Raw genomic sequence first — 19,956 nt, 5'->3', positions numbered from 1 at the left:
GTATCCTCCATTTGTTTTGCCTCAGGTCATAACTTGGGTTATCGTTGATGCATTTATAGTATTAATCTGTTTACGGCACTAAAGACAGCCCGTATGGAAGCTCTTGTTATATTGGAACTTATGCCGACTCCAAAAGATACCTTACCGGACTCTGTATCCAGCAAATGCACATAAGCTGCTGCCTGTGCATTGGAGCCTTCGCCCAGAGCATGTTCCGAATAATCCAGTACCTTGATTTTAATACCCAGCTCTTTTATAAGCCCTCTTTGTACCGCATCAATGGGACCGTTACCAGTCGCTTCATAAGTCTTTTCCGTTCCATGATCCGTATAGGTGACAACCGCTAAGGTATCAAAGTCAGAATCTGTATCAGATAAATCTTCAAACCTGGACTTTCTAAAATGATACGGCTCTTTTCTATCCAGATACTGAAGCCTAAACTCCTGCATAATCTGATCCGGAGCCACTTCACCGCTTTTTTCAGAAATACCCTGAATTATGTCGGCGAACTCTTTGTGCATACCCTTAGGAAGTTTAAAGCCGAAATAGGTTTCCATAATAAAGGCTACACCGCCCTTGCCGGACTGGCTGTTAATACGGACAATGGGTTCATATTTTCTGCCGATATCCGCGGGGTCAATGGGAAGATAAGGCACCGCCCAAATACTGCTTTTTCTTTCCTTCATCGCTTTGACTCCCTTATTAATCGCATCCTGATGGGAGCCTGAAAATGCGGTAAATACTAACTTACCTGCATATGGATGGCGCAGGTGCACGGGAATTTTACAGCAGCGCTCATAAACTTCAATTATTTCATTGATATTATCTATCTCTAATTCCGGATTAATTCCCTGAGAAAACATATTATAGGCCAGTGTCAGGAGATCCACGTTACCGGTTCTTTCACCATTACCAAAAAGTGTGCCTTCCACTCGGTCTGCACCGGCAAGCAGTGCCAGTTCGCTGATGGCAACACCGGTCCCTCTGTCATTATGGGGATGCACACTTAGAATAATGCTATCCCTGTTCTTAAAATGGGTATTCATCCATTCAATCTGATCTGCGTACACATTAGGCGTATTCATCTCAACGGTTGCCGGAAGATTAAAAATAATCTTCTTATCCCTGGTCGGTTCCCAAACCTCCATAACCGCCTCGCAAACCTCCAAAGCAAAGTCTAACTCTGTTCCGGTAAAACTTTCCGGTGAGTACTCCAAAATAATATTGCCTGGAAAGTCTTTCGCATATTCCTTAACCAGTCTGGTGCCCTCTATGGCAATCTGTTTGATTTCTTCTCTGGACATACCAAAAACCACATCCCTTTGCAGGGTTGAAGTAGAATTATAAATATGGACGATTGCGGTTTTTACACCTTTTAGTGCTTCAAAAGTTCTCTTTAATAAATGTTCACGGCACTGTACCAATACTTGTACTACTACGTCGTCCGGTATTAACTTTCTGTCCACCAATTGCCTTAAAAAGTCAAATTCTATCTGGGAAGCGGATGGAAATCCAACTTCAATTTCCTTAAACCCTAACTTAACCAGCAAAGTAAAATATTCTATCTTTTCTTCTACAACCATAGGCTCAATTAAGGCCTGATTACCATCCCTTAAATCCACACTGCACCAAATCGGTGCTTTTTCTATCTGTTTATTAGGCCATTGCCGTTCCGGAAAATCTACAACGGGTACTTTTTGATAGCGGGTATAATTTAACATGATTACTTCCCCATCCTTGTTCCTATGCTTATTGTTTCTTTTATTAATTGTGCTTATTGATTTCTGTTAAATTTCTGTTTATTTATTTCATATATTCATTTCTGATTATTTTTCTGATATTTATTTTGATATTTACCTCTGTTTATATTTCTGATATCTATTTTTGCCTATATTTCTGCTTCTTCGATGTTCTCCATTATATCATTGTAACCATTTTAATACAACCTATATTTTGAGGACCTTTTAATCCGGCAAATCCTCTCCCAAGCCAGTTTCCACAGCTTTTAAAAGAGTTTCCAACGCCTCTTCTTCATCGGTACCTTCACAGATTAATTCTATTTCATCTCCGGTTTTTATACATGCACCTAATACGCCTAAAACACTTTTGGCATTGGCAGTTGTATCTTTGATTTGAATACTTACCTTGGACTGAAATCCTATGGCTGTCTTGCATAGTATTCCCGCGGGTCGTAAATGTAATCCGGTAGGATTCTTCACTATTACTTTACCACTAACCATTTTTCTACCTCCTATGAACCGCCTTTCGTTGTTTGTATGTATTCGGTCCGCTGGTCTTACCGGTGCTATTATCCTGCAGCTTTGCTTATGGTTACGCTTACACTGGTACTTGGGATAGTAACTCCCTCCTCCGTTGGACTGAACTGGATATTGAACAGCTTGGTTCCAATATCCGCGTCCGATAAATCGATATATGGTTTTAAATTATATTTGCTTACATTTAAAAGCTGCTCATCTTCTCCCATAACCTCCACCTGTATCGGTTCAATATTGTTTAGTTCAGCTGATAAACCATCCGGTATATTCTTAAGCTCAATGTCATTGTTGTTCAGACTGACATCTTTGCTTTCCATTTTTTCTATATTTATATTGATTACAGCGGTCTGATTGTCATCAATCAGTATTACATCATTCTTGATGAAATCTGCAATGTTTACCTTGTCTTCAATATCTTCTTTCTGATTATTAATATAATATTCACCGATGATATATTGTACCTTGTCCAGCTCTTCTTGGGTGCCGGCAATTACCACCTGATGAGGTTCAAATTTAGGGTCTTTATATATATATCCGTAATACGGAGTTCCTTTAACCTCAATAAACAAGTTAACGGTTTTGGTCTTTAATAGCTCTATTGAAGCATCCACTTCCTCGTAATTTAAGGTTATATTACCGGAATCCATTAAAGTACCGTTTTTATCATAAACCTTGGGAACCGCAGTCTTTTTAAAGGATTCCCTTTCGTTGCTTACATTCACTTCCACTACTACTTCTTTTATTTTATCCACTGCAGACTCTGGTCCAGATACCTTAATAATGTTAGGGCTAGTAGTCTTATCCTTGATATAATATCCATCCGGTACGGAACCAGTAGTTACCACATCAATTCGAAACTGCTGTTCTACAAGGTCCTCCAGGCTTACCTGCATGGTGTAATTCTCTTTAACGACTTCTACATTATCGCCATATTTTGGGACGGTTACATCAATTGGCACTGCATTGGTAATCGACAATTCCGATAAATCGGCAACTGCCTGAAAATCAGAATTCTTCAAGGATTCTATGATCGAACGCTTTCCTTTTACCTTAACATCCACTGTGTCACCAGATACGACTTCGTATACTTTATTATTATGAGCCAGTGCATTTTCATTGATTTTTGTAACAGGTATATCGTTGAATGTATCTGTCGTCACAGGATCATCAACGTTTAAGATGACAACCCAGACCAGGACAGCAACAAGCAGCGAGAGAATTTTAAGACCTAAATTCCTAGTCAATCTTTCTTTCATTCTTGAATCTTCCCTTCCATAGTTTGATCTTCTTAACGTCCGTTACTTTATTCTGCAGGGCAGTTATTTTATTCCTCAGGTAATCCCCGTCCACATTCCGAATCAGTGTGCCGCCAGTAGCTATGGATACCTTGCCGGTTTCCTCCGACACAATAACCGTCAAACTGTCACTTACTTCACTGACACCAATACCGGCTCTATGCCTGGTCCCCAGATCCTTGCTCAGATGCATGTTATCCGATAAAGGTAAATAACAGGTAGCCGCGACAATCCGGTTTCCTCTAAGAATCACCGCACCGTCATGTAAAGGAGTATTATGTTCGAATATGTTAATTAATAATTGACTGCTGACGAGGGAATCAATGGCAATACCGGTTTGTTCAAATTCAGAGAGAGAAATATCCTTTTCAATGACAATTAATGCTCCTGTTTTGGTCTTCGCCAGTTCAAATGCAGCTTTTACGATACCGGCAACCGTATGATCGGAAAACCGCTCGCTTTTGTCCTTGGAGTCATTAAAATTAAAGAACGGTGACACCAGATTATTCTGCCCAAGCTGTTCCAAGGCTTTTCGAAACTCAGGCTGAAATACAATGATGACCGCAATCAGTCCTACATTAATACTTTTAAAGAATATCCAAAGAATTACATTTAAATTCAAGATGGAGGCAACAAGCCATAAAACCAGTAACACAATGAGGCCTTTTACCAATATCCAGGCCCTTGTCTGTTTTACCCAATTGATTACATTATAAATTCCAAATGCAAGGATAAGAATTTCTAAAATATCCGTAAATCCTATTTTGGGCAGTGACAGCCACGCTACATAATCTTTAAAAAAACTAATAATTGTCTCCATAATAACACACCTGCTTTATATAGTATTATTTCGCATCGTCTTTACCATTGATACCATAATCTTTGTACTCCTCGTAGTCCTCTTCGTATTCCTCTTCTTCATCAGATAATACATCATTGTTAAGCTTTCCGGTTAATCCCTGCTGTATACCTGCATTTTTCTGTGTATTATATCTTTTTACATTAATCTGGGGCGCCGTTACGTTTATTTTAGGCACTGCCTTTACATAATAGTAATAATCTTCATCTTCAAATTGTACATGCTCCACACCCGTATAATCCAGGGTCAAGTGGAAAAATTGTATAATGACTGCAAGAATGCCGGAAGCTATGGTACCGAGTATCATAATACCAATCTGTTCCGAAACATCCAGCTTTAAATCACTGAATAAGAATCCCAAAATGCAGGTAAGTACTCCGGCTGCCACGGCAATTTCACGGGCATAATCAAATTTCATGCGCCTTATAATATATGTTACGAGTATAACTAAGGAAAATATGACTATGGTCATAAATAATTGTTTATTACCGATTAAACCATCTATGACATAAGTATATACCTGCAGCGTGTCCTCAACACTGACATTAATCGGTAAAGTAACTGCTTCCCGTATGACTCCAAATAAGTAAAATATAATAACTCCGCAGGCTGTCGGCACAATGGAAAGTGGTGTTGCAAACAATCCAAGTAATAAAGGTATGATATAAGGTACCTTTAAAAAATACAGAATGGGAACTGCTAATATCACATATCCTAATTTCGGTGTAAACCTTAAGAATAAGCAGTACATAATCAAGATAATCACTATAACTATAACTGATAAAATTTTTGATATATAATATATATGAATTACGGATACCAACGCTGCCAGCAGTACTAATATGGCAGATGGTGTAAATGCACTTAGCAACGATAATACAAATACTATGGTAATCTGTTTTAAACGCTGGTCATAATTCAGAACTCTGTTTATAATCTGGAATACAACAAGGGCCATCAGAAACTTTGCAACGGTATCGATATATATTTCATATTTTTGGTACAGATTTCGCAGCCTTGCCCTAAGTACTAAAAATGTCATCATTATTATTTGCCTCCCAACTATCCGTTCGCTTTCTCGTCCTGATAGAAACTGCTTAATTTCTTCAGGGATTTATAATATTTTGATAGGTTTTTCCTGGACTTATCATATTTTAACGAATATCCTATAATGGAACCGGCTATAAATACTGTCATCAACATAATATAAAATCCCAAGATATATTGTCCTATACGGATAAAGTTAAAGGTAACCAGATTACTTATTATATATTCGGCTTTATACATTCCTATCAGCATCAGAATCAGCAGATAACCGATTGTAACGCTTACAATTGTCTTAAGGAGCTGGAGTCTGACATAGTCTGTCTTATAATACTTCCCCATTCTGATATCTTCCTTACCGTCTCTTTGTTCAAACAAAGCAAGCTTGGTCATGATTCTGATTTTTTTATTATTTAACATGAAACTACCTCCGATTTATTACTTAACCCCTGTCCCCTTTTCTCATTCTTCTGTTAATATAATTGTATTTTTCACAGTATTATCATACATTATAACATATTGGCCAATTATTTTCGAGCCTTATTTTTAAAGAAACAGGGTTTTTTCTTGATTTTGGGTAATTTGGGGGCTGTTACAACCTTGGGCGGTATTGAACCTGGGCATAGAATAAGGGCTGTTGCAAACCACCTAGGGGTATTGAACCTGGGCATAGAATAAGGATTATATTTTGAAAAAATTTTGTTCCAAGCTCGCGCGAATGAGCGGCTGCATTCTCTTTCTTGCAGCCATTCGCGCATACTTTCCACAAAATTTTTTCAAAATATAATCCTTATTCTCTCCCAGGTAATTTACTCTTCGATGTTTGCAACACCCCTTATTTATGTCCAGGTAATCTACTCTTTGAGGTTTGCAACAGTCCTTATTTATTCCTAGGTAATCTATTCTTTGAGGTTTGCAACAGTCCTTATTTATTCCTAGGTAATCTACTCTTTGAGGTTTGCAACAGTCCTTATTTATTCCTAGGTAATCTATTCTTTGAGGTTTGCAACAGCCCTTATTTATTCCTAGGTAATCTATTCTTTGAGGTTTGCAACAGCCCTTATTTATTCCTAGGTAATCTATTCTTTGAGGTTTGCAACAGCCCTTATTGTGAAAGGTCTTTTGATCTTCTAATCCAAATACATTTACTTCGCTTTGAGAATGAAAACCACACCTTCTGTCTGTGAAAAACCAGGCAACAGCCGGACTAGTTTGAAATATTCTTGCATTGAAAGGGTTCCCTATGACACTTAAACTCCGGAAATTGCGCCAAGGAGGGAAAGAGTAACTGTCTGAGCGGCAGCGAGTTTTACTCTTTTCCTCCTGCTTTAAGCAATCTCCGGAGTTTTAGTGACATAGGGGTTCCTTTCCTGCAAGAATATTTCAAACTAGTCCGACTGCTGCCGGAAATTCACTTGCAACAACGCTTGATGAACAGGTAATCTTATCTTTTATTTTACAGTGTCCTCATCGTGGATTTACAGGCTCTGGGTTTGGTCCTGGCTTAAGGTTATCCTAAATTTGGTTGGTCTGTAAGCAGAATCTGGGGTTTGTTATAGTGTTCCAGTTCAAGGACTACTATTTCATTTTCACCGGTTTTTAACAAGGGTCCTGGTAAATATAAGGTTTTCTGGGGTCCTGCTTCATTCCAGTAACGTCCCAGGTTAAAACCGTTTATGAATACATTGCCTTTTGTAAATCCTTCCAGGCGGACAAAGGTATCAAGGGGTTCTGTTACTGTGAAGCTGCCGCTTAGGAAGACCGGCTTGGCATCACTGAGGGCTGGGGTGTCGATATAGTTTAATGGGCTAAGATCTCTGCAGGGGAGAGGATACATCTTCCAGCCATAATGATAGACTGGACCAATTTTAACGCCCCTTAGGATGCCCTTCTCATCTCTGATTTTGGGACCATAATTAATGCGTCCCAGATTTTCTACCAGGATATCTAGTTTTGCTTCTTCATGAAAGCCTAGTTCCAGCTTTATGGTGTCGTTTCTTTTACCGGTACGTTCTTTAATACCCTTTTTCTCTCCGTTAATGTAGATAATTGCCCGGTCATGGAGTCCGTCAATGGTTAGTTCCAGCTCTTCAAAGGGTCCCTTTAGCACACTGGAGTATAATACATATCCAAAGTCCTGACCGAGTTCTTCCATGGTCATTACATAGGAGGCTTCTACCGGCTGGGATAAGCTCTCCAGATTCTCAAAAAGGGAGGCAGCCTGCGTTAATGGAACCATTCCATATGCTTTTTTGGGCAGGTTACCGACTAAAATGTCAGGTGCTTTTCCAAAGTGGGTTTCTATTACTGATTTTATGGCATAATATTTCGGTGTTAAATCCCCCCATTCGGTTAGGGGGCAGTTGTAATCGTAGCTGGTTACGGTAGGTTGTATTCCTTTATCGTAATTGGCTCCGTTGGTAAAACCGAAATTAGTTCCTCCATGGAACATATAAAAATTCACAGAAGCCTTTTGTTGAAGCATCTCTTCAAATACCTTGGCGGTATCGTCATCTTCTCTGGTATGGTGCTCCTCATACCAGTGGTCAAACCAGCCGTTCCAATATTCTGTACACATAAGCGGCTGGTTCTCACGATAACGTTGTAATAAGGCAAAGTTAACCTCCGGGCTGCTTCCAAAGTTAATGGTTACCAGATAATCCTTTAGTGACCCTGCGTTTAACATAAAATAACCCGGACCGTCAGAGGTAAACAATAAACAATCTACTTCGTTTTCCTTGTAAATATCCACAATCGCTTCCAGATAACGTTTGTCATCTCCATAACTGCCATATTCATTCTCAATCTGTACCGCAAGGATATTACCGCCATTGGTGGACAGATGGGGCTTTATTCTTTTAAAAAGTTCTTTATAATATCTTCTTACCTTACTTAAGAACACCTCGTCATAGCAGCGAAGCCTCATCCTTGGATAACGCAGCAGCCACCAGGGCAGACCGCCGAAATCCCACTCTCCGCAGATATAAGGGCCAGGTCTTAAGATAACGTACAGACCTAACTTTGCGGCAGTTTTTATATAACGCTCAATATCAAGTATCCCGGTAAAATCGAATTCATTCTCATTCTTTTCATGTAGGTTCCAGCAGGTATAGGTCTCAACTGTATTAAAGCCGCAGGCCTTAAGCTTTTTTAACCGATCCTCCCAATACTCCGGCACAACCCGAAAGTAATGGATGGTTCCCGATAGGATGGTGAATTCTCTGCCTTCTATATAAAAGCTATTGTCTTTCACGGTTACTATTCCCATGATATCCTCCTGTTGTTAAAAATCCGTTGATTTACGGTACTCAACCTTGGAATGCAGGTTTACTATCTCATAAGAGGCCTCTGGGTTCTCCAGACGGTACATCATTTGGACTACCAGACGTTTACCAATGGTATCGTTTTGTACCTGAACGGTAGTTAAGTTTTCTGCATCTGCATATTCCTGGTTATTATCGTAACCAGATATGGCGATATCCTGGGGTATACGGTAATTATGTTTTTCACAGTACTGTATTACAATATGTCCGATGTAGTCACTGGCACAGATAAAGGCCTCTGGCATTTTTTCAAGGTTATCCAGGAAATCTTCGATTTCTTCCTGGTAGCTGTCAATTCCTATGGATTTCGTCAGACAAAATTTAGGATTAACCGGAAGATTATTTTGATTCATTGCCTGAAGATAGCCCTCGTACCGCCTGTAATTGGTGAGTGCATAATTGATATCCCCTATGAACCCAATTTGAGTACGTCCTTTTTTAATGATATAATCGGTAATCTGGGATATACTATATAATCCTTCCAGTAAAACCAGATCCCCATTTAAAGTCTCTAAGGGCATTCCGGTATCCACATCCATAAATACCTTTGGTATATTTACTTCATTTAATAGGTGTATTAACTTACTGTCATATACATTAAGTACAATAATACCCTGAACCGATTGATTGGTTAACATAGCTGGAAGTACATAATTAGCGGGTACCGAGGTCGGCAGGTACGTATACAGCAGATTTACATTGTAAGTAAGCAGTTCCTTTGCCATCCGGTGTATTATTTTCATCCAGAAGAGGGAACTCTCTGGTCTGGATACTGCTACAGAAACTGTAATCGTCTCATCCTTCTCCGTTTCATCACGCTCGGAAGAGGCTCTTATATTATCCGGAACTAAATAATGCATGTCTTCCGCTTTTTTAATGATTTTCGCTTTTAAATCTTCTGAAACTCCACCCCTGTTACTAAATACCTTCCAAACGGTAACTCTGGAGATATTAAGTGCCTCCGCTATTTCCTGCATCGTGACTTTTTTCATAGTATATAACCTCTCTGTTATAATTTTTACTATGGTGTTACTTGTCAAAGCTTTTTCTTTGACGATAAGTGTCCCATGATTTATCTGTTTATCCTACGGCAATCACTCTGCCGTCTGAAAAGATAATAATATCCTTTGTATTATCTTCATTGCGGCAGCTTGCTTCAAAGGTATTGGTTGTTACTTCAATTTTAATATCACGGTTATCAATGTTAACATCACTTAACACTGAAAGATCCGCAGTAAAACATCCGTACTCGTCCCAATACCTATGTTCTGCATAATATACCGTTCTTAGCTGCCATTTAATCCTCTCATCTTTCGGGATGGCATACTCTTTCACTCCACTGTCCTTACTGTTATCCTCAAAGAATACAAAGCCCCACAGTTCCGGATAATGAATATTGATTACCCCAGTTGGAGCCCATACCCAATTATCTTCAGGATAAGGTAAATTAGTATTTTTGTCAATTTTTTTGTAAAATTCCCCATTTTTTTCTTCCACCAGCCACTGCACTCTGGAAAAGTTAATCCTCCAGTATTCACCGCTCTCTGGTTTTCTTGTTTCATACGCACATTCCTTAAGAGCCGCAAAGGGCATGACTACCTCTACGGACCAGGATTTATTATCGGCTGAAGGGTCGTTTAACTTACCATTGATATGTACTGCGGTCTTAAGTCCCTTAATATCCCAGCCATTAATAGGTGTACCCATATCCCGGTAGGCTTTGGTGAGGAGCAGATCCCAAACTGTATTCCTAGCGTTCATTTCAAATTCATAATATTTTTGTGTATCAGAATCCGGATCTATAAATATTTCAAAGTCGTTGTCGTTAAAGATAACCTCATCCCGCCCAGTTACATTGGCCCAGATTTCATTGCCTTCAAGTAAAGCAGCAAAGTAAAGGTTCTCATCGTCCCACAGCATCTTTGCCTTTGTGATAAAACGAGGCTTTTGCATATGCTCTCCCTGGATGTCTACAAAATCCGTGGTAAAGGGAGCAGCTTTCCAGAAGGTCTTATCGATATTACCATCCAACTGGAAGGGTTCTAACGCCCTTTGGCACACATAAACAGGTGGATTAAATGGGACAGCAGGCATCGGTATTCTATAATTGATCGGTTTCATAAACAGCTCCTTTGCTATCTTGGTTCATTAATTTTATCATATAGTTACGTTCGCTTCTAAACTATAGCATAATTTTTATGATTTAACAATCAATTTTACAAAATAGTTAACATTTTACAGGTTTTTATTAAAATTATATTTACTTTTTGTTATCAAATGTATAGCTTTTTTTAATAAACATGCTATGATATTAAAATTATATCGGTTCAGGTTTCCTGCATAACGGCATCACAGATAAGTTTTGCTATAATGTACTTTACTGTACTTCTTTTCTGTAACATGTACCTCCTGCCAGACAGGGTCTATCCTTACATAGGAAATATTAATCTCCTATACTGTGAAAGAATTCTTCTGAATTATGTCCGGAACCTGACCGTTATATTAAAATCCAACAAAGGAGTAATAACCTATGTATCTGATTCCCAGTCCTCAAAAATTAACCTATACGCCCAATGAATTCACTCTGAAGTATGACACCCAAATCATTCTTAATTCCCGATTGGGTTTTATGGAATATAATTACGCCCGAATTCTTAAGGATAATATCAAGAAACATGTATGCTTTGGACTAAATATTACAAAGGCTGATGACCAAAGGGATAATGGTATCTATCTTAACTTGTCCCCTTCCTTAAAGGAACAGGAATATACCCTAAGTGTGCAGGAAACAAAAATAACCTTAACAGGCGGCAGCAGTACCGGTCTGTTATACGCTGTTCAGACCCTGTCCCAGATGATCAGCCAATGCCTGGCCGTTATCCCTTGCCTTGAAATCAGTGATTATCCGGAACTTATAAACCGTGGATATTATTATGACGTTACCAGGGGAAGAATTCCTACCTTAGAGACTTTGAAAGCTCTGGCCGACAAACTCAGTTATTATAAGCTAAATCAGCTTCAGCTTTACGTAGAACATAGTTTCCTATTTAAGGATTTCAGTGAGGTATGGCGGGATGATACCCCGTTAACTGCGGAGGAAATCTTGGAAATTGACCGCTATTGTAACAACCTTAACATCGAACTGGTTCCCTCCATTGCCAGCTTTGGACATCTTCACAAGGTACTTTGTACGAAAACCTATGAGGAATTATGTGAGCTTAATGGTTCGAACAGTGATTCCTTTTCCTACATGGGCCGGATGGAACATCATACGGTCGATATAACCAATGACAAAAGCTTTCTTATGATCGAGAACATGCTTACGGAATTCATACCCTTATTCTCCTCGAAACACTTTAACATCTGTGCGGATGAAACCTTTGACCTGGGAAAGGGTAAAAGTAAGGAGTTAGCAGCCAAAATCGGCACCGAGCAGATGTATGTGGATTTTGTTGCTAAAATATGCGAGGTTGTAAAACACCATGGGAAACGTCCTATGTTCTGGGGGGATATTATTGTTGCCAATCCTTCTGCCATACAGCAGCTGCCTCAGGATATTATCTGCCTGAACTGGGATTATTGTACCAAGCCCTCCGAAGCAAACATAAAGAAATTAAAGGACGCCGGTGCAGTACAGTATCTTTGCCCCGGGGTACACGGATGGCGCCGCCTGGTTAACCACCTTCGTAATGCTTACGACAATATCAGCGAAATGAGTAAATATGCTCACAGCTATAACGTCTTAGGCCTGCTTAACACGGATTGGGGTGATTATGGACATATTAACCAGCCGGAATTTTCTATTCCCGGAATGATATACGGTGCCGCTTTCTCCTGGAATTCGGATATTCCTGGTTATGATGAGATAAATAGACAGATTTCTATGGTAGAATATCTGGACCGCTCGGGTAATCTGGTTTCCATCTTTGATCGGATGGGCAGTCAGGATTATTATCTGTGGTCACATACCGTACAGTTTAAGGAATTAACCAAACGCGATGCTCCTCTGGAAGAGATTACGAAGTTATTACAGGAAGTTAACCCTAAGACGCTTCCACACTCAAATCAGCTTATTATAAAATCCACTAAAGAACTGTATCAGAGTTTACCCCAGCTGGACAGCCAAAATAGAGCTGTGGTAAAAGCTTATCTGATCGCAGCAAAAGGAATGGAACTTTTTAATTCCATTGGACTTGTAATCGCCAAGCAGTTCCTTAAGTTACCTGACACAGAATCTGACAGCCCGAAAGACCTGGCAGTTGCTCTTGAATACTGGTTCAAAGACTACAAAGAACTTTGGAGGAGCAGTTCCAAAGAAGGTGAGTTATATCGGTTACAGGAAGTTATCTTGTGGTATGCAGACTATCTGCGAGAAATCGTATAGACCGCTGCAGCAGTGGAGTGTGTAATCAGACAAAACCTTCTAAGTTTGCGCAGGTAGTGTTTTTAATTTTGTGTCTTTGCTCTTTTAATAATTCCTGAGGTCGGGTATGGGCAGAGATCATAAATCCTTAAAAATCAAGGCTTCTGCGGAATATAAACTATTCCTTGAATCATATGAAAATAATGGAGAAAACACAGAAATATTTACACTCTCGTTGCGCAAAACAGGACCGGGCGGCATACAATTCTCTTCGTATGCCGCCCGGTCCTATTCTTCTTATTTTATTGTTCTAACGCTTTATTACGCATTTCAATGTATTGTTGAAGTCCAAGATTATCAAGCTGTTTTATGTAGCTATCCCAACCTTTATCAATATCTTCTTGTCCGGATACCCATTCAGCGATCTTCTGATCCAGATAGTTTTTAATTGAAGTCTGTAATTCAGCCATAGAAGAAGCATCCTCAGCATTTGCCCAGTAAGTAGGGATAATTGACTTAGTAAGGAAAGGTTCATATTGTTTATCAACAACTGGCTTCTCTTTAAACATAGGTACATCTTCAATTAAAGCAAAACCTTTTGGTAAATACTTCGGCAAGGACTGAGGCCATAAGTTAGACCAGTTATACTTTGTTTGCTCCTCTTCTGATAACGTTTTAATGTCAATTGCTCTGTAACCGTCACCTTCTTTGAAAACAACCTTATCAAGAGGTCCACAGTTAATCTGTACGGAATTATCCATAGCCATTACATTATCCCACCATCTGCAGATTGCTTCGGGATTCTTTGCATTATCTGTAATTACAACCTGATTCTTAAGAACCGTCGTTCCATAAGTACTCTTTAAGTAAACCGGTGTGCTTCCATCTTCTGCACTTAATACAGAAAGGGGAACCCAGTCTGGTGTTACACCTGCATCATAAGGCATGATATCTCCACTGCCATACATCATACTAACACCATATAAATCCTGAGAACCTTTCGCTTTCCACTGGCTCTTATCCTGTGTAAACATTTCCTGGTCTAAAAGCCCTTCTTTGTAGAGGCTGTTAAGGAATTTAATACCGTTTTTAAATTGTTCTGAATTTGCTCCAAAGGTTAATTTATCATCTACCATAGTAAAGCCGTAATTATCAACTGACATTCCAAACCATCCGCATAAATATCCAAGATGTCTGTTATCCGGATCAAAAGCGAAAGGAATTTCGTCGTTAGGATCACCATTGCCGTTTGCATCTTTTTCTTTAAAGGCTTTTAAAACAGTTCTTAATTCTTCTGTTGTTTTCGGCATTTCCAGACCTAAATTCTTAAGCCATTTTGTATTTATGTAGGGATTAAAGTCAACTTCCGGAGCTTCTAATACATAGGGAATGGAATAAATATGACCATCCGGAGCTGTCATTGCTTCTCTAACACCTTCTAAGTTAAGCATAGCTGTGATATTAGGGCAATATTTTTCAAAATAATCTTCAAGGGGAATAAAAGTCTTCATATCCACACCATAGGTAAGAACGTCGGAATCTAATACTGTCCAGCCGCCTATACAATCTGCATAATCTCCTGAGCTTAAGGCAAGGCTGTATTTTTCTTTTGCTACATCATAGGGGTATTGCTGTAACTCAACCGTAACACCCGTTTGTTTCTGCAATTCGTCCATCATATAATATTGACCAGTTTCACTGGCGTCATCCACAAACAGAGAAAATGTATAGGTGCCCGGGTCCGCAATAGGCAGCCCTTCTTTATACATTACCCCGTCAACCTTTTCCCTGCCATCTGAGGATGCAGTTTCTGTACTGGTTGCTGCATTGGTTTCAGCAGTTGATTTTTCTCCATCTGACTTTTTAGAAGAGCAGCCAGTTAATGCGGTAGTAGCAAAAACGGAAGCTACAAGCGTTAAAGCAATCACTTTTTTCAATTTCATATAATTTTCCTCCTGTTTACTATATATTATCAGAGTCATCAGATGTAAACTCCTTTAATCCTCCTCCAATGACCCGATATTTTAATATAAAGAACCGGAAACAAAACGTTCCCTCTGTGTTATTATCAGCCTTTTACAGAACCAATCATAACACCTTTTACAAAATGCTTTTGCACTAAAGGATACATAACCAATACCGGAATACTGGAGATGATAATCAGAGAATATTTCATTAATTCGGTGAGCTGGCGCTTCTGCTCGATTGCCGCCTGCTGCGCCGGTGTCAGTGCATTCTGTGCCAGCTGGCTGGCATTTTGCACCAGGATAGATCTTAATACTAATTGCAAAGGATATTTTTTTTCATTATCTAAATAAAGCAAAGCTGAGAAATAGGAATTCCAATGACCAACTCCGTAATACAGCACCATAATTGCTATAATGGCGCCGGAAAGGGGCAGCGCAATCTTAAAGAAAAATTGTGTTACACCACAGCCGTCAATCTGAGCTGCTTCATATAATTCTTCGGAAATATTTGATTTAAAAAAGGTTCTTGCCACAATCATATTAAATACACTGATTGCACCAGGAAGAATCAGTGACCACATACTGTCTAGGAGATGCATATTCTTTACTACCAAATAGGTAGGTATCATACCACCGCTGATAAACATGGTAATCATGTAAAAGACAGTAACAAATTTTCTTCCGCCAAACTTATCTCTGGATAATGCATAAGCGGTCGGAAGAGTAATGGCAAGATTAATCATGACACCACAAGCCGTATACAGCAGTGAATTTAAAAAGCCTGTGACAATCTTACTATTTTTAAACACTTCCGCATAACCTGCCAAGGAGAAACCTACCGGAAATAAAGCCACCTTACCACCGGCTACCGCATCCGGATTACTTATGGAAGCAATTATAATAAAATACAGCGGATATGCTACAATTAAAAATAGGAAGGTAAGGATTGTGAATATTATGGTGTCATAAATCACATCTTGTCTTGAGCGTTTTACTTTATTTTTTACTTTTTTCATAGTTACACCCGTTTGCATATCACAGGCTCACCTGTGATACTGCCACAAACAAAATAGGTTGAAAGAATCCTATTGTGGCATCCTTTCAATTCTTAAATTTTCTTTCAACCGTTATCCCTTCCCTTACCACAAGCTTACGCCAGATAATTTGTCTGCGGTTTTATTTACTGTAATCAGCAGTATCGCATTAACAACCGAGTTAAACAAACCAATTGCCGAGGAATATGAGACATTATGATCTACCATACCTACCTGATAGGTATAAGTTGAAATAACCTGGGATACGCTCAGATTCAAGTCATTTTGTAATAAAAATACTTTTTCAAAACCAATGGATAACATACTGCCGCAGCTTAAGATAAGCAGTATTGTAGCCGTTGGTACAATACTAGGAAAATCTATATAACGTACCAACTGAAACTTACTCGCTCCATCCATAACTGCTGCTTCATGAAGTTCGGGGCTTACACCAGCTAAAGCCGCAAAGTAAATAACTGAGCTCCAGCCCATTCCCTGCCAGATACCAGACCATACATAAATATGCCGCCAGTAGTTTTTATTGGCCATAAAATTAATAGCATCACCGCCGAAGAACTCAATTATATGGTTTACTACACCGACACTGGGAGATAAAAACAACACAATCATTCCGCACATAACTACGGTTGAAATAAAATTAGGTGCATAGGTCACTGTCTGAATAATCTTCTTATATCTTTTGTGCCGAAAGGAATTCAGCATAAGGGCAAACAAAATCGGTATCGGGAATCCTGCAATCAAAGCATATACACTAAGGATTAAGGTATTACTTATGGTGTCTGTAAAATATGGAGAGTGGAAAAAACGTTCAAAATATTTTAGTCCCACCCAGGGGCTGTTAAAAAATCCAAGCTTGGCATTATAATTTCGAAACGCTATTTGTACACCATACATAGGAATATAACTAAATATAAATGTAAGAACCATACCAGGAAGAACAAAAAGCCATAGCGGGATATCCACTTTCATTTTTTTCATAAACCCGGTCTTTTTCCTGGTCGTATCATTAGGGTTACTACTTTTCATCTTCATATATTTTTCCTCATACAATCATTTAGCAATTAATATTGTTTTATTAACGATTACGAAAACGCGGCTTTTGGCTTATAAAGGATTTTCCTTCATAAAGCTCATGAGTTCCTCCACAGTAGTAAAGGCTACGCTGGTAACGGTATCGGCACAGCCATAGTATATTGCGATACGTCCAGTTTTTGCATCATTTAAGGTCGCACAAGGAAAGACAACATTCGGAACATCTCCCACACATTCGTAATATTCTCTTGGTCCTAATATGTAATAACGGGATCTCATCTTAACCTTCCAGGGTTCTAAAAGATCTAACAGCGCACATCCCATACGGTACACCATGCCATTGCAGGTTGCTAAAACTCCGTGATAGATTAATAACCAGCCCTCATCTGTCTCAATGGGCACCGGGCCCGCTCCAATCTTGGTTGCCTGCCATGCTGAACGGTCCCCCCTGAAGGTTCCCATAACAAAGCGGTGATGTCCCCAATGTTCCAGATCCGGGCTCATGCTTAAGAAGATGTCTCCAAAGGGTGTATGTCCGGTATCACTGGGTCTGCTAAGCATTGCATATTTTCCGTTAATTTTTCTTGGAAATAAAACTCCATTACGGTTATAGGGAAGAAATGCATTCTCCAATTGGTAAAAAGTCTTAAAATCAAAGGTATAGCCAAGTCCAATGGTTGGTCCATGATAACCGTTGCACCAGGTTATGTAATAACGGTCCTCTATAAAACAAACCCTGGGATCATAACGGTATTCCCTGGTCAGGATTTCTTTATCGTCACCTATAAATTCAATGGGTTCGTGATTAATCTCCCAATTCAGTCCATCCTTACTAAAGCCTGCGAAGATATCCATGCTGACCGCTTTGCTGTCACAACGGAACACTCCCGCATAGCCATCTTCAAAAGGGATTACTGCACTATTGAAGATACTGTTTGAACTGGGTATTGCATCCGCCTTTATGATCGGGTTGTTTTCATATCTCCATACCGGATTGTTATTACCTGCGGGCTTATCCCTCCAAGGCATATCAGGCAAAGCCTTTCCTACTATTTTAGCCATTCTTTCCACCAACTCTTTCCTTAAAGTATCTCTATCTTAAATACGTGTCCAATAGGCGCTTTTTCATAATTTCCTGCCGGAAGTCTGAACACATACTTATCCTTTATTTTTTTGTATTCCACTGCTTCACCAGTTCCAACCATATGAACCGATTTAATTTCAAGAGGTAATGGGACACTGATTTCTGTCTGAACCGTATCCTCTTCGGAAGCATACATATAGAACGCATATACTGTATTATCTTTTCTGGTAAAAGCAACATTATCCTTCTTATATGGCGCACATACTCTTGTGCCATAGATTGCTTCTCCATATACGCTTAACCATTCACCCATGCCCTTCATGGTTCTAAGCGCGCCTTCCGGCAATCTTCCATCGGGCTGAGGTCCCACATTAAGAGCAAGATTTCCGCCTTTTGCAACAATATCTACCAAAAGATTGATAATCTCTCTGGGGGTTTTATAGGTATCTTCATAACGGAAGGAAAAGGATGTTCCCATAGTGATACAGCTTTCCCACGGAACACCTAAAGGTTCATCCGGAACACACTGTTCTGGGGTTACATAGTTCTCATAAGGACCTCCAACGGTTCTGTCGGCACTTAAAATCCAGGGCTGGAATTCCCTAATCTTATCAATCACCTCACCCAGGCGGATGTCCTGCTTTGATTCCTTGCACACCCAGCCTGCATCAAACCAGAGAACATCTATCTTACCATAATTGGAAGCCAGCTCAAGAATCTGATTCTGTGTAAACTGAACAAATTCTTCAAAGCGTTCTGGATTTTTCTCGGTATCATAAGAAGGTCCTCTCCAGGTGAAGGTTCCTCTTCCGGTTTCGCTGTTCCAATAGCTTGGTATATGCCAGTCAGCCTTTGAAAAGTACGCTGCAATTCCCATACCCTTCTTACGGAAACTTTCAAACAAATGACTGCAGATATCCGCATACTGGTGGGTATGATATGGACAATCTTCTGCGGTTATTTTATAATCAGAATATTTACTGTCCCACATGCAAAAGCCGTCATGATGCTTTGTTGTAAATACCAAATATTTAAACCCGGCTGCCTCTGCTGCCTTTGCCCATTCCTCCGGTTGGAACCGAATGGGATTAAAGGTTTTATTTAAATCAAAATACTGCTTTTTGAAGGTTTCTGCGTCAACCTCCCAGTCAATACAGTCCCGTGACCAATCTGCATCCTGATCACTAAGAGCCCAGGACTCCACTACCCCAATCTGGGAATAAGGTCCCCAATGCATCATAAGCGCAAGCTTCTGATCCTGAAACCATTCTAATTGTTTTAACACTTTTGGATCCGTCGGTTTTACGTAATCCCTGGCGGAACTATAATTATGTACTCCATCCAAGATCTTCTCTTCACTGCTATCTGTCATTTCTGTCTCAAATATTTCTTCACTCATAGATTTGCTGCTTCCTTCCTGTATGGCGTTAAAATAAATGTTAACATTATACTTTTTGCATAATCGTCTATAATTGCCTTATTTACTGGCAACTATCGTACCATTTTAACTTAACATAATTTACACATATAATTAACATATGTTTTAACTAATCATAACTACTAATTCTGGTTTTGTCAACATTTTTAATAGTATTTATCATTATTTTTAACATTTTTGTATGTAATATAACTTATTATTGATTGAATATATATAAATA

At 39.3% G+C, this 19,956-nt stretch carries 15 protein-coding genes; 1 reads left to right on the top strand and 14 read right to left on the bottom strand.

Features of this window, described 5'->3' with window-relative positions; all coding sequences use genetic code 11:
• Nucleotides 1–53 precede the first annotated feature (53 nt).
• The 9 genes from leuA to QA584_RS03710 all read right to left on the bottom strand — a co-directional run bounded on the left by leuA (nucleotide 54) and on the right by QA584_RS03710 (nucleotide 10,918).
• Complete coding sequence (gene leuA / locus QA584_RS03750; RefSeq protein ID WP_278273166.1) at nucleotides 54–1,721, bottom strand: 2-isopropylmalate synthase; 1,668 nt, start codon at nucleotides 1,719–1,721, stop codon at nucleotides 54–56.
• Between the two features lie 243 nt (nucleotides 1,722–1,964).
• Nucleotides 1,965–2,240, bottom strand: coding sequence for an HPr family phosphocarrier protein (locus tag QA584_RS03745; RefSeq protein ID WP_278273165.1), 276 nt, complete (start codon nucleotides 2,238–2,240; stop codon nucleotides 1,965–1,967).
• Nucleotides 2,241–2,308: 68 nt separating this feature from the next.
• Nucleotides 2,309–3,532 carry a CdaR family protein gene (locus QA584_RS03740; protein ID WP_278273164.1) on the bottom strand — a complete coding sequence of 408 codons (1,224 nt, stop codon included), beginning with the start codon at nucleotides 3,530–3,532 and terminating at the stop codon, nucleotides 2,309–2,311.
• Nucleotides 3,513–4,391 carry a diadenylate cyclase CdaA gene (gene cdaA, locus QA584_RS03735; protein ID WP_278273163.1) on the bottom strand — a complete coding sequence of 293 codons (879 nt, stop codon included), beginning with the start codon at nucleotides 4,389–4,391 and terminating at the stop codon, nucleotides 3,513–3,515. The genes QA584_RS03740 and cdaA overlap by 20 nt, the downstream gene beginning before the upstream one ends.
• Nucleotides 4,392–4,416: 25 nt before the next feature.
• Complete coding sequence (locus tag QA584_RS03730; protein ID WP_278273162.1) at nucleotides 4,417–5,475, bottom strand: hypothetical protein; 1,059 nt, start codon at nucleotides 5,473–5,475, stop codon at nucleotides 4,417–4,419.
• Between the two features lie 17 nt (nucleotides 5,476–5,492).
• Complete coding sequence (locus QA584_RS03725) at nucleotides 5,493–5,894, bottom strand: hypothetical protein (RefSeq protein WP_278273161.1); 402 nt, start codon at nucleotides 5,892–5,894, stop codon at nucleotides 5,493–5,495.
• Between the two features lie 1,090 nt (nucleotides 5,895–6,984).
• Nucleotides 6,985–8,742 (bottom strand): glycoside hydrolase family 35 protein, encoded by a 1,758-nt coding sequence (locus QA584_RS03720; RefSeq protein WP_278273160.1) that lies wholly within the window; start codon nucleotides 8,740–8,742, stop codon nucleotides 6,985–6,987.
• 15 nt (nucleotides 8,743–8,757) lie between these two features.
• Nucleotides 8,758–9,789, bottom strand: coding sequence for a LacI family DNA-binding transcriptional regulator (locus QA584_RS03715; RefSeq protein ID WP_278273159.1), 1,032 nt, complete (start codon nucleotides 9,787–9,789; stop codon nucleotides 8,758–8,760).
• An 88-nt stretch (nucleotides 9,790–9,877) separates the two neighbouring features.
• Nucleotides 9,878–10,918, bottom strand: a complete 1,041-nt coding sequence (locus tag QA584_RS03710; RefSeq protein ID WP_278273158.1) for a carbohydrate-binding family 9-like protein — start codon at nucleotides 10,916–10,918, stop codon at nucleotides 9,878–9,880.
• A 409-nt stretch (nucleotides 10,919–11,327) separates the two neighbouring features.
• On the opposite strand from QA584_RS03710, the gene QA584_RS03705 reads away from it, so the two are divergent.
• A complete protein-coding gene (locus QA584_RS03705) occupies nucleotides 11,328–13,181 on the top strand; it encodes a glycoside hydrolase family 20 zincin-like fold domain-containing protein (RefSeq protein WP_278273157.1) in 1,854 nt (617 codons plus the stop codon).
• A 281-nt stretch (nucleotides 13,182–13,462) separates the two neighbouring features.
• Here QA584_RS03705 and QA584_RS03700 read toward each other — a convergent pair whose 3' ends face one another.
• The 5 genes from QA584_RS03700 to QA584_RS03680 form a co-directional block, all read right to left on the bottom strand.
• The gene (locus QA584_RS03700) at nucleotides 13,463–15,103 is read right to left on the bottom strand and encodes an extracellular solute-binding protein (RefSeq protein WP_278273156.1); all 1,641 of its coding nucleotides are present in this window, start codon (nucleotides 15,101–15,103) and stop codon (nucleotides 13,463–13,465) included.
• Between the two features lie 125 nt (nucleotides 15,104–15,228).
• Nucleotides 15,229–16,143, bottom strand: coding sequence for a carbohydrate ABC transporter permease (locus QA584_RS03695; RefSeq protein WP_278273155.1), 915 nt, complete (start codon nucleotides 16,141–16,143; stop codon nucleotides 15,229–15,231).
• Nucleotides 16,144–16,266: 123 nt separating this feature from the next.
• Nucleotides 16,267–17,214, bottom strand: a complete 948-nt coding sequence (locus QA584_RS03690) for an ABC transporter permease (protein WP_278273154.1) — start codon at nucleotides 17,212–17,214, stop codon at nucleotides 16,267–16,269.
• Nucleotides 17,215–17,286: 72 nt separating this feature from the next.
• On the bottom strand, nucleotides 17,287–18,276 hold the full coding sequence (locus QA584_RS03685) for a glycoside hydrolase family 130 protein (protein WP_278273153.1): 990 nt from the start codon (nucleotides 18,274–18,276) through the stop codon (nucleotides 17,287–17,289).
• A 20-nt stretch (nucleotides 18,277–18,296) separates the two neighbouring features.
• The gene (locus QA584_RS03680) at nucleotides 18,297–19,697 is read right to left on the bottom strand and encodes an alpha-L-fucosidase (protein WP_278273152.1); all 1,401 of its coding nucleotides are present in this window, start codon (nucleotides 19,695–19,697) and stop codon (nucleotides 18,297–18,299) included.
• Nucleotides 19,698–19,956: the final 259 nt, after the last annotated feature.

This window comes from Anaerocolumna sp. AGMB13025 (genome assembly GCF_029689925.1).
Classification (GTDB): Bacteria; Bacillota; Clostridia; order Lachnospirales; family Lachnospiraceae; genus Anaerocolumna.
This window is presented reverse-complemented; position numbering and strand designations above follow the sequence as displayed.

Coding starts and splice junctions, on each gene's coding strand:
- QA584_RS03740 (WP_278273164.1), bottom strand. CDS start 3,532: ATGAAAGAAAGATTGACTAGGAATTTAGGTCTTAAAATTCTCTCGCTG.
- QA584_RS03685 (WP_278273153.1), bottom strand. CDS start 18,276: ATGGCTAAAATAGTAGGAAAGGCTTTGCCTGATATGCCTTGGAGGGAT.
- QA584_RS03680 (WP_278273152.1), bottom strand. CDS start 19,697: ATGAGTGAAGAAATATTTGAGACAGAAATGACAGATAGCAGTGAAGAG.
- QA584_RS03695 (WP_278273155.1), bottom strand. CDS start 16,143: ATGAAAAAAGTAAAAAATAAAGTAAAACGCTCAAGACAAGATGTGATT.
- QA584_RS03690 (WP_278273154.1), bottom strand. CDS start 17,214: ATGAAGATGAAAAGTAGTAACCCTAATGATACGACCAGGAAAAAGACC.
- QA584_RS03725 (WP_278273161.1), bottom strand. CDS start 5,894: ATGTTAAATAATAAAAAAATCAGAATCATGACCAAGCTTGCTTTGTTT.
- QA584_RS03730 (WP_278273162.1), bottom strand. CDS start 5,475: ATGATGACATTTTTAGTACTTAGGGCAAGGCTGCGAAATCTGTACCAA.
- cdaA (WP_278273163.1), bottom strand. CDS start 4,391: ATGGAGACAATTATTAGTTTTTTTAAAGATTATGTAGCGTGGCTGTCA.
- leuA (WP_278273166.1), bottom strand. CDS start 1,721: ATGTTAAATTATACCCGCTATCAAAAAGTACCCGTTGTAGATTTTCCG.
- QA584_RS03705 (WP_278273157.1), top strand. CDS start 11,328: ATGTATCTGATTCCCAGTCCTCAAAAATTAACCTATACGCCCAATGAA.
- QA584_RS03715 (WP_278273159.1), bottom strand. CDS start 9,789: ATGAAAAAAGTCACGATGCAGGAAATAGCGGAGGCACTTAATATCTCC.
- QA584_RS03720 (WP_278273160.1), bottom strand. CDS start 8,742: ATGGGAATAGTAACCGTGAAAGACAATAGCTTTTATATAGAAGGCAGA.
- QA584_RS03745 (WP_278273165.1), bottom strand. CDS start 2,240: ATGGTTAGTGGTAAAGTAATAGTGAAGAATCCTACCGGATTACATTTA.
- QA584_RS03700 (WP_278273156.1), bottom strand. CDS start 15,103: ATGAAATTGAAAAAAGTGATTGCTTTAACGCTTGTAGCTTCCGTTTTT.
- QA584_RS03710 (WP_278273158.1), bottom strand. CDS start 10,918: ATGAAACCGATCAATTATAGAATACCGATGCCTGCTGTCCCATTTAAT.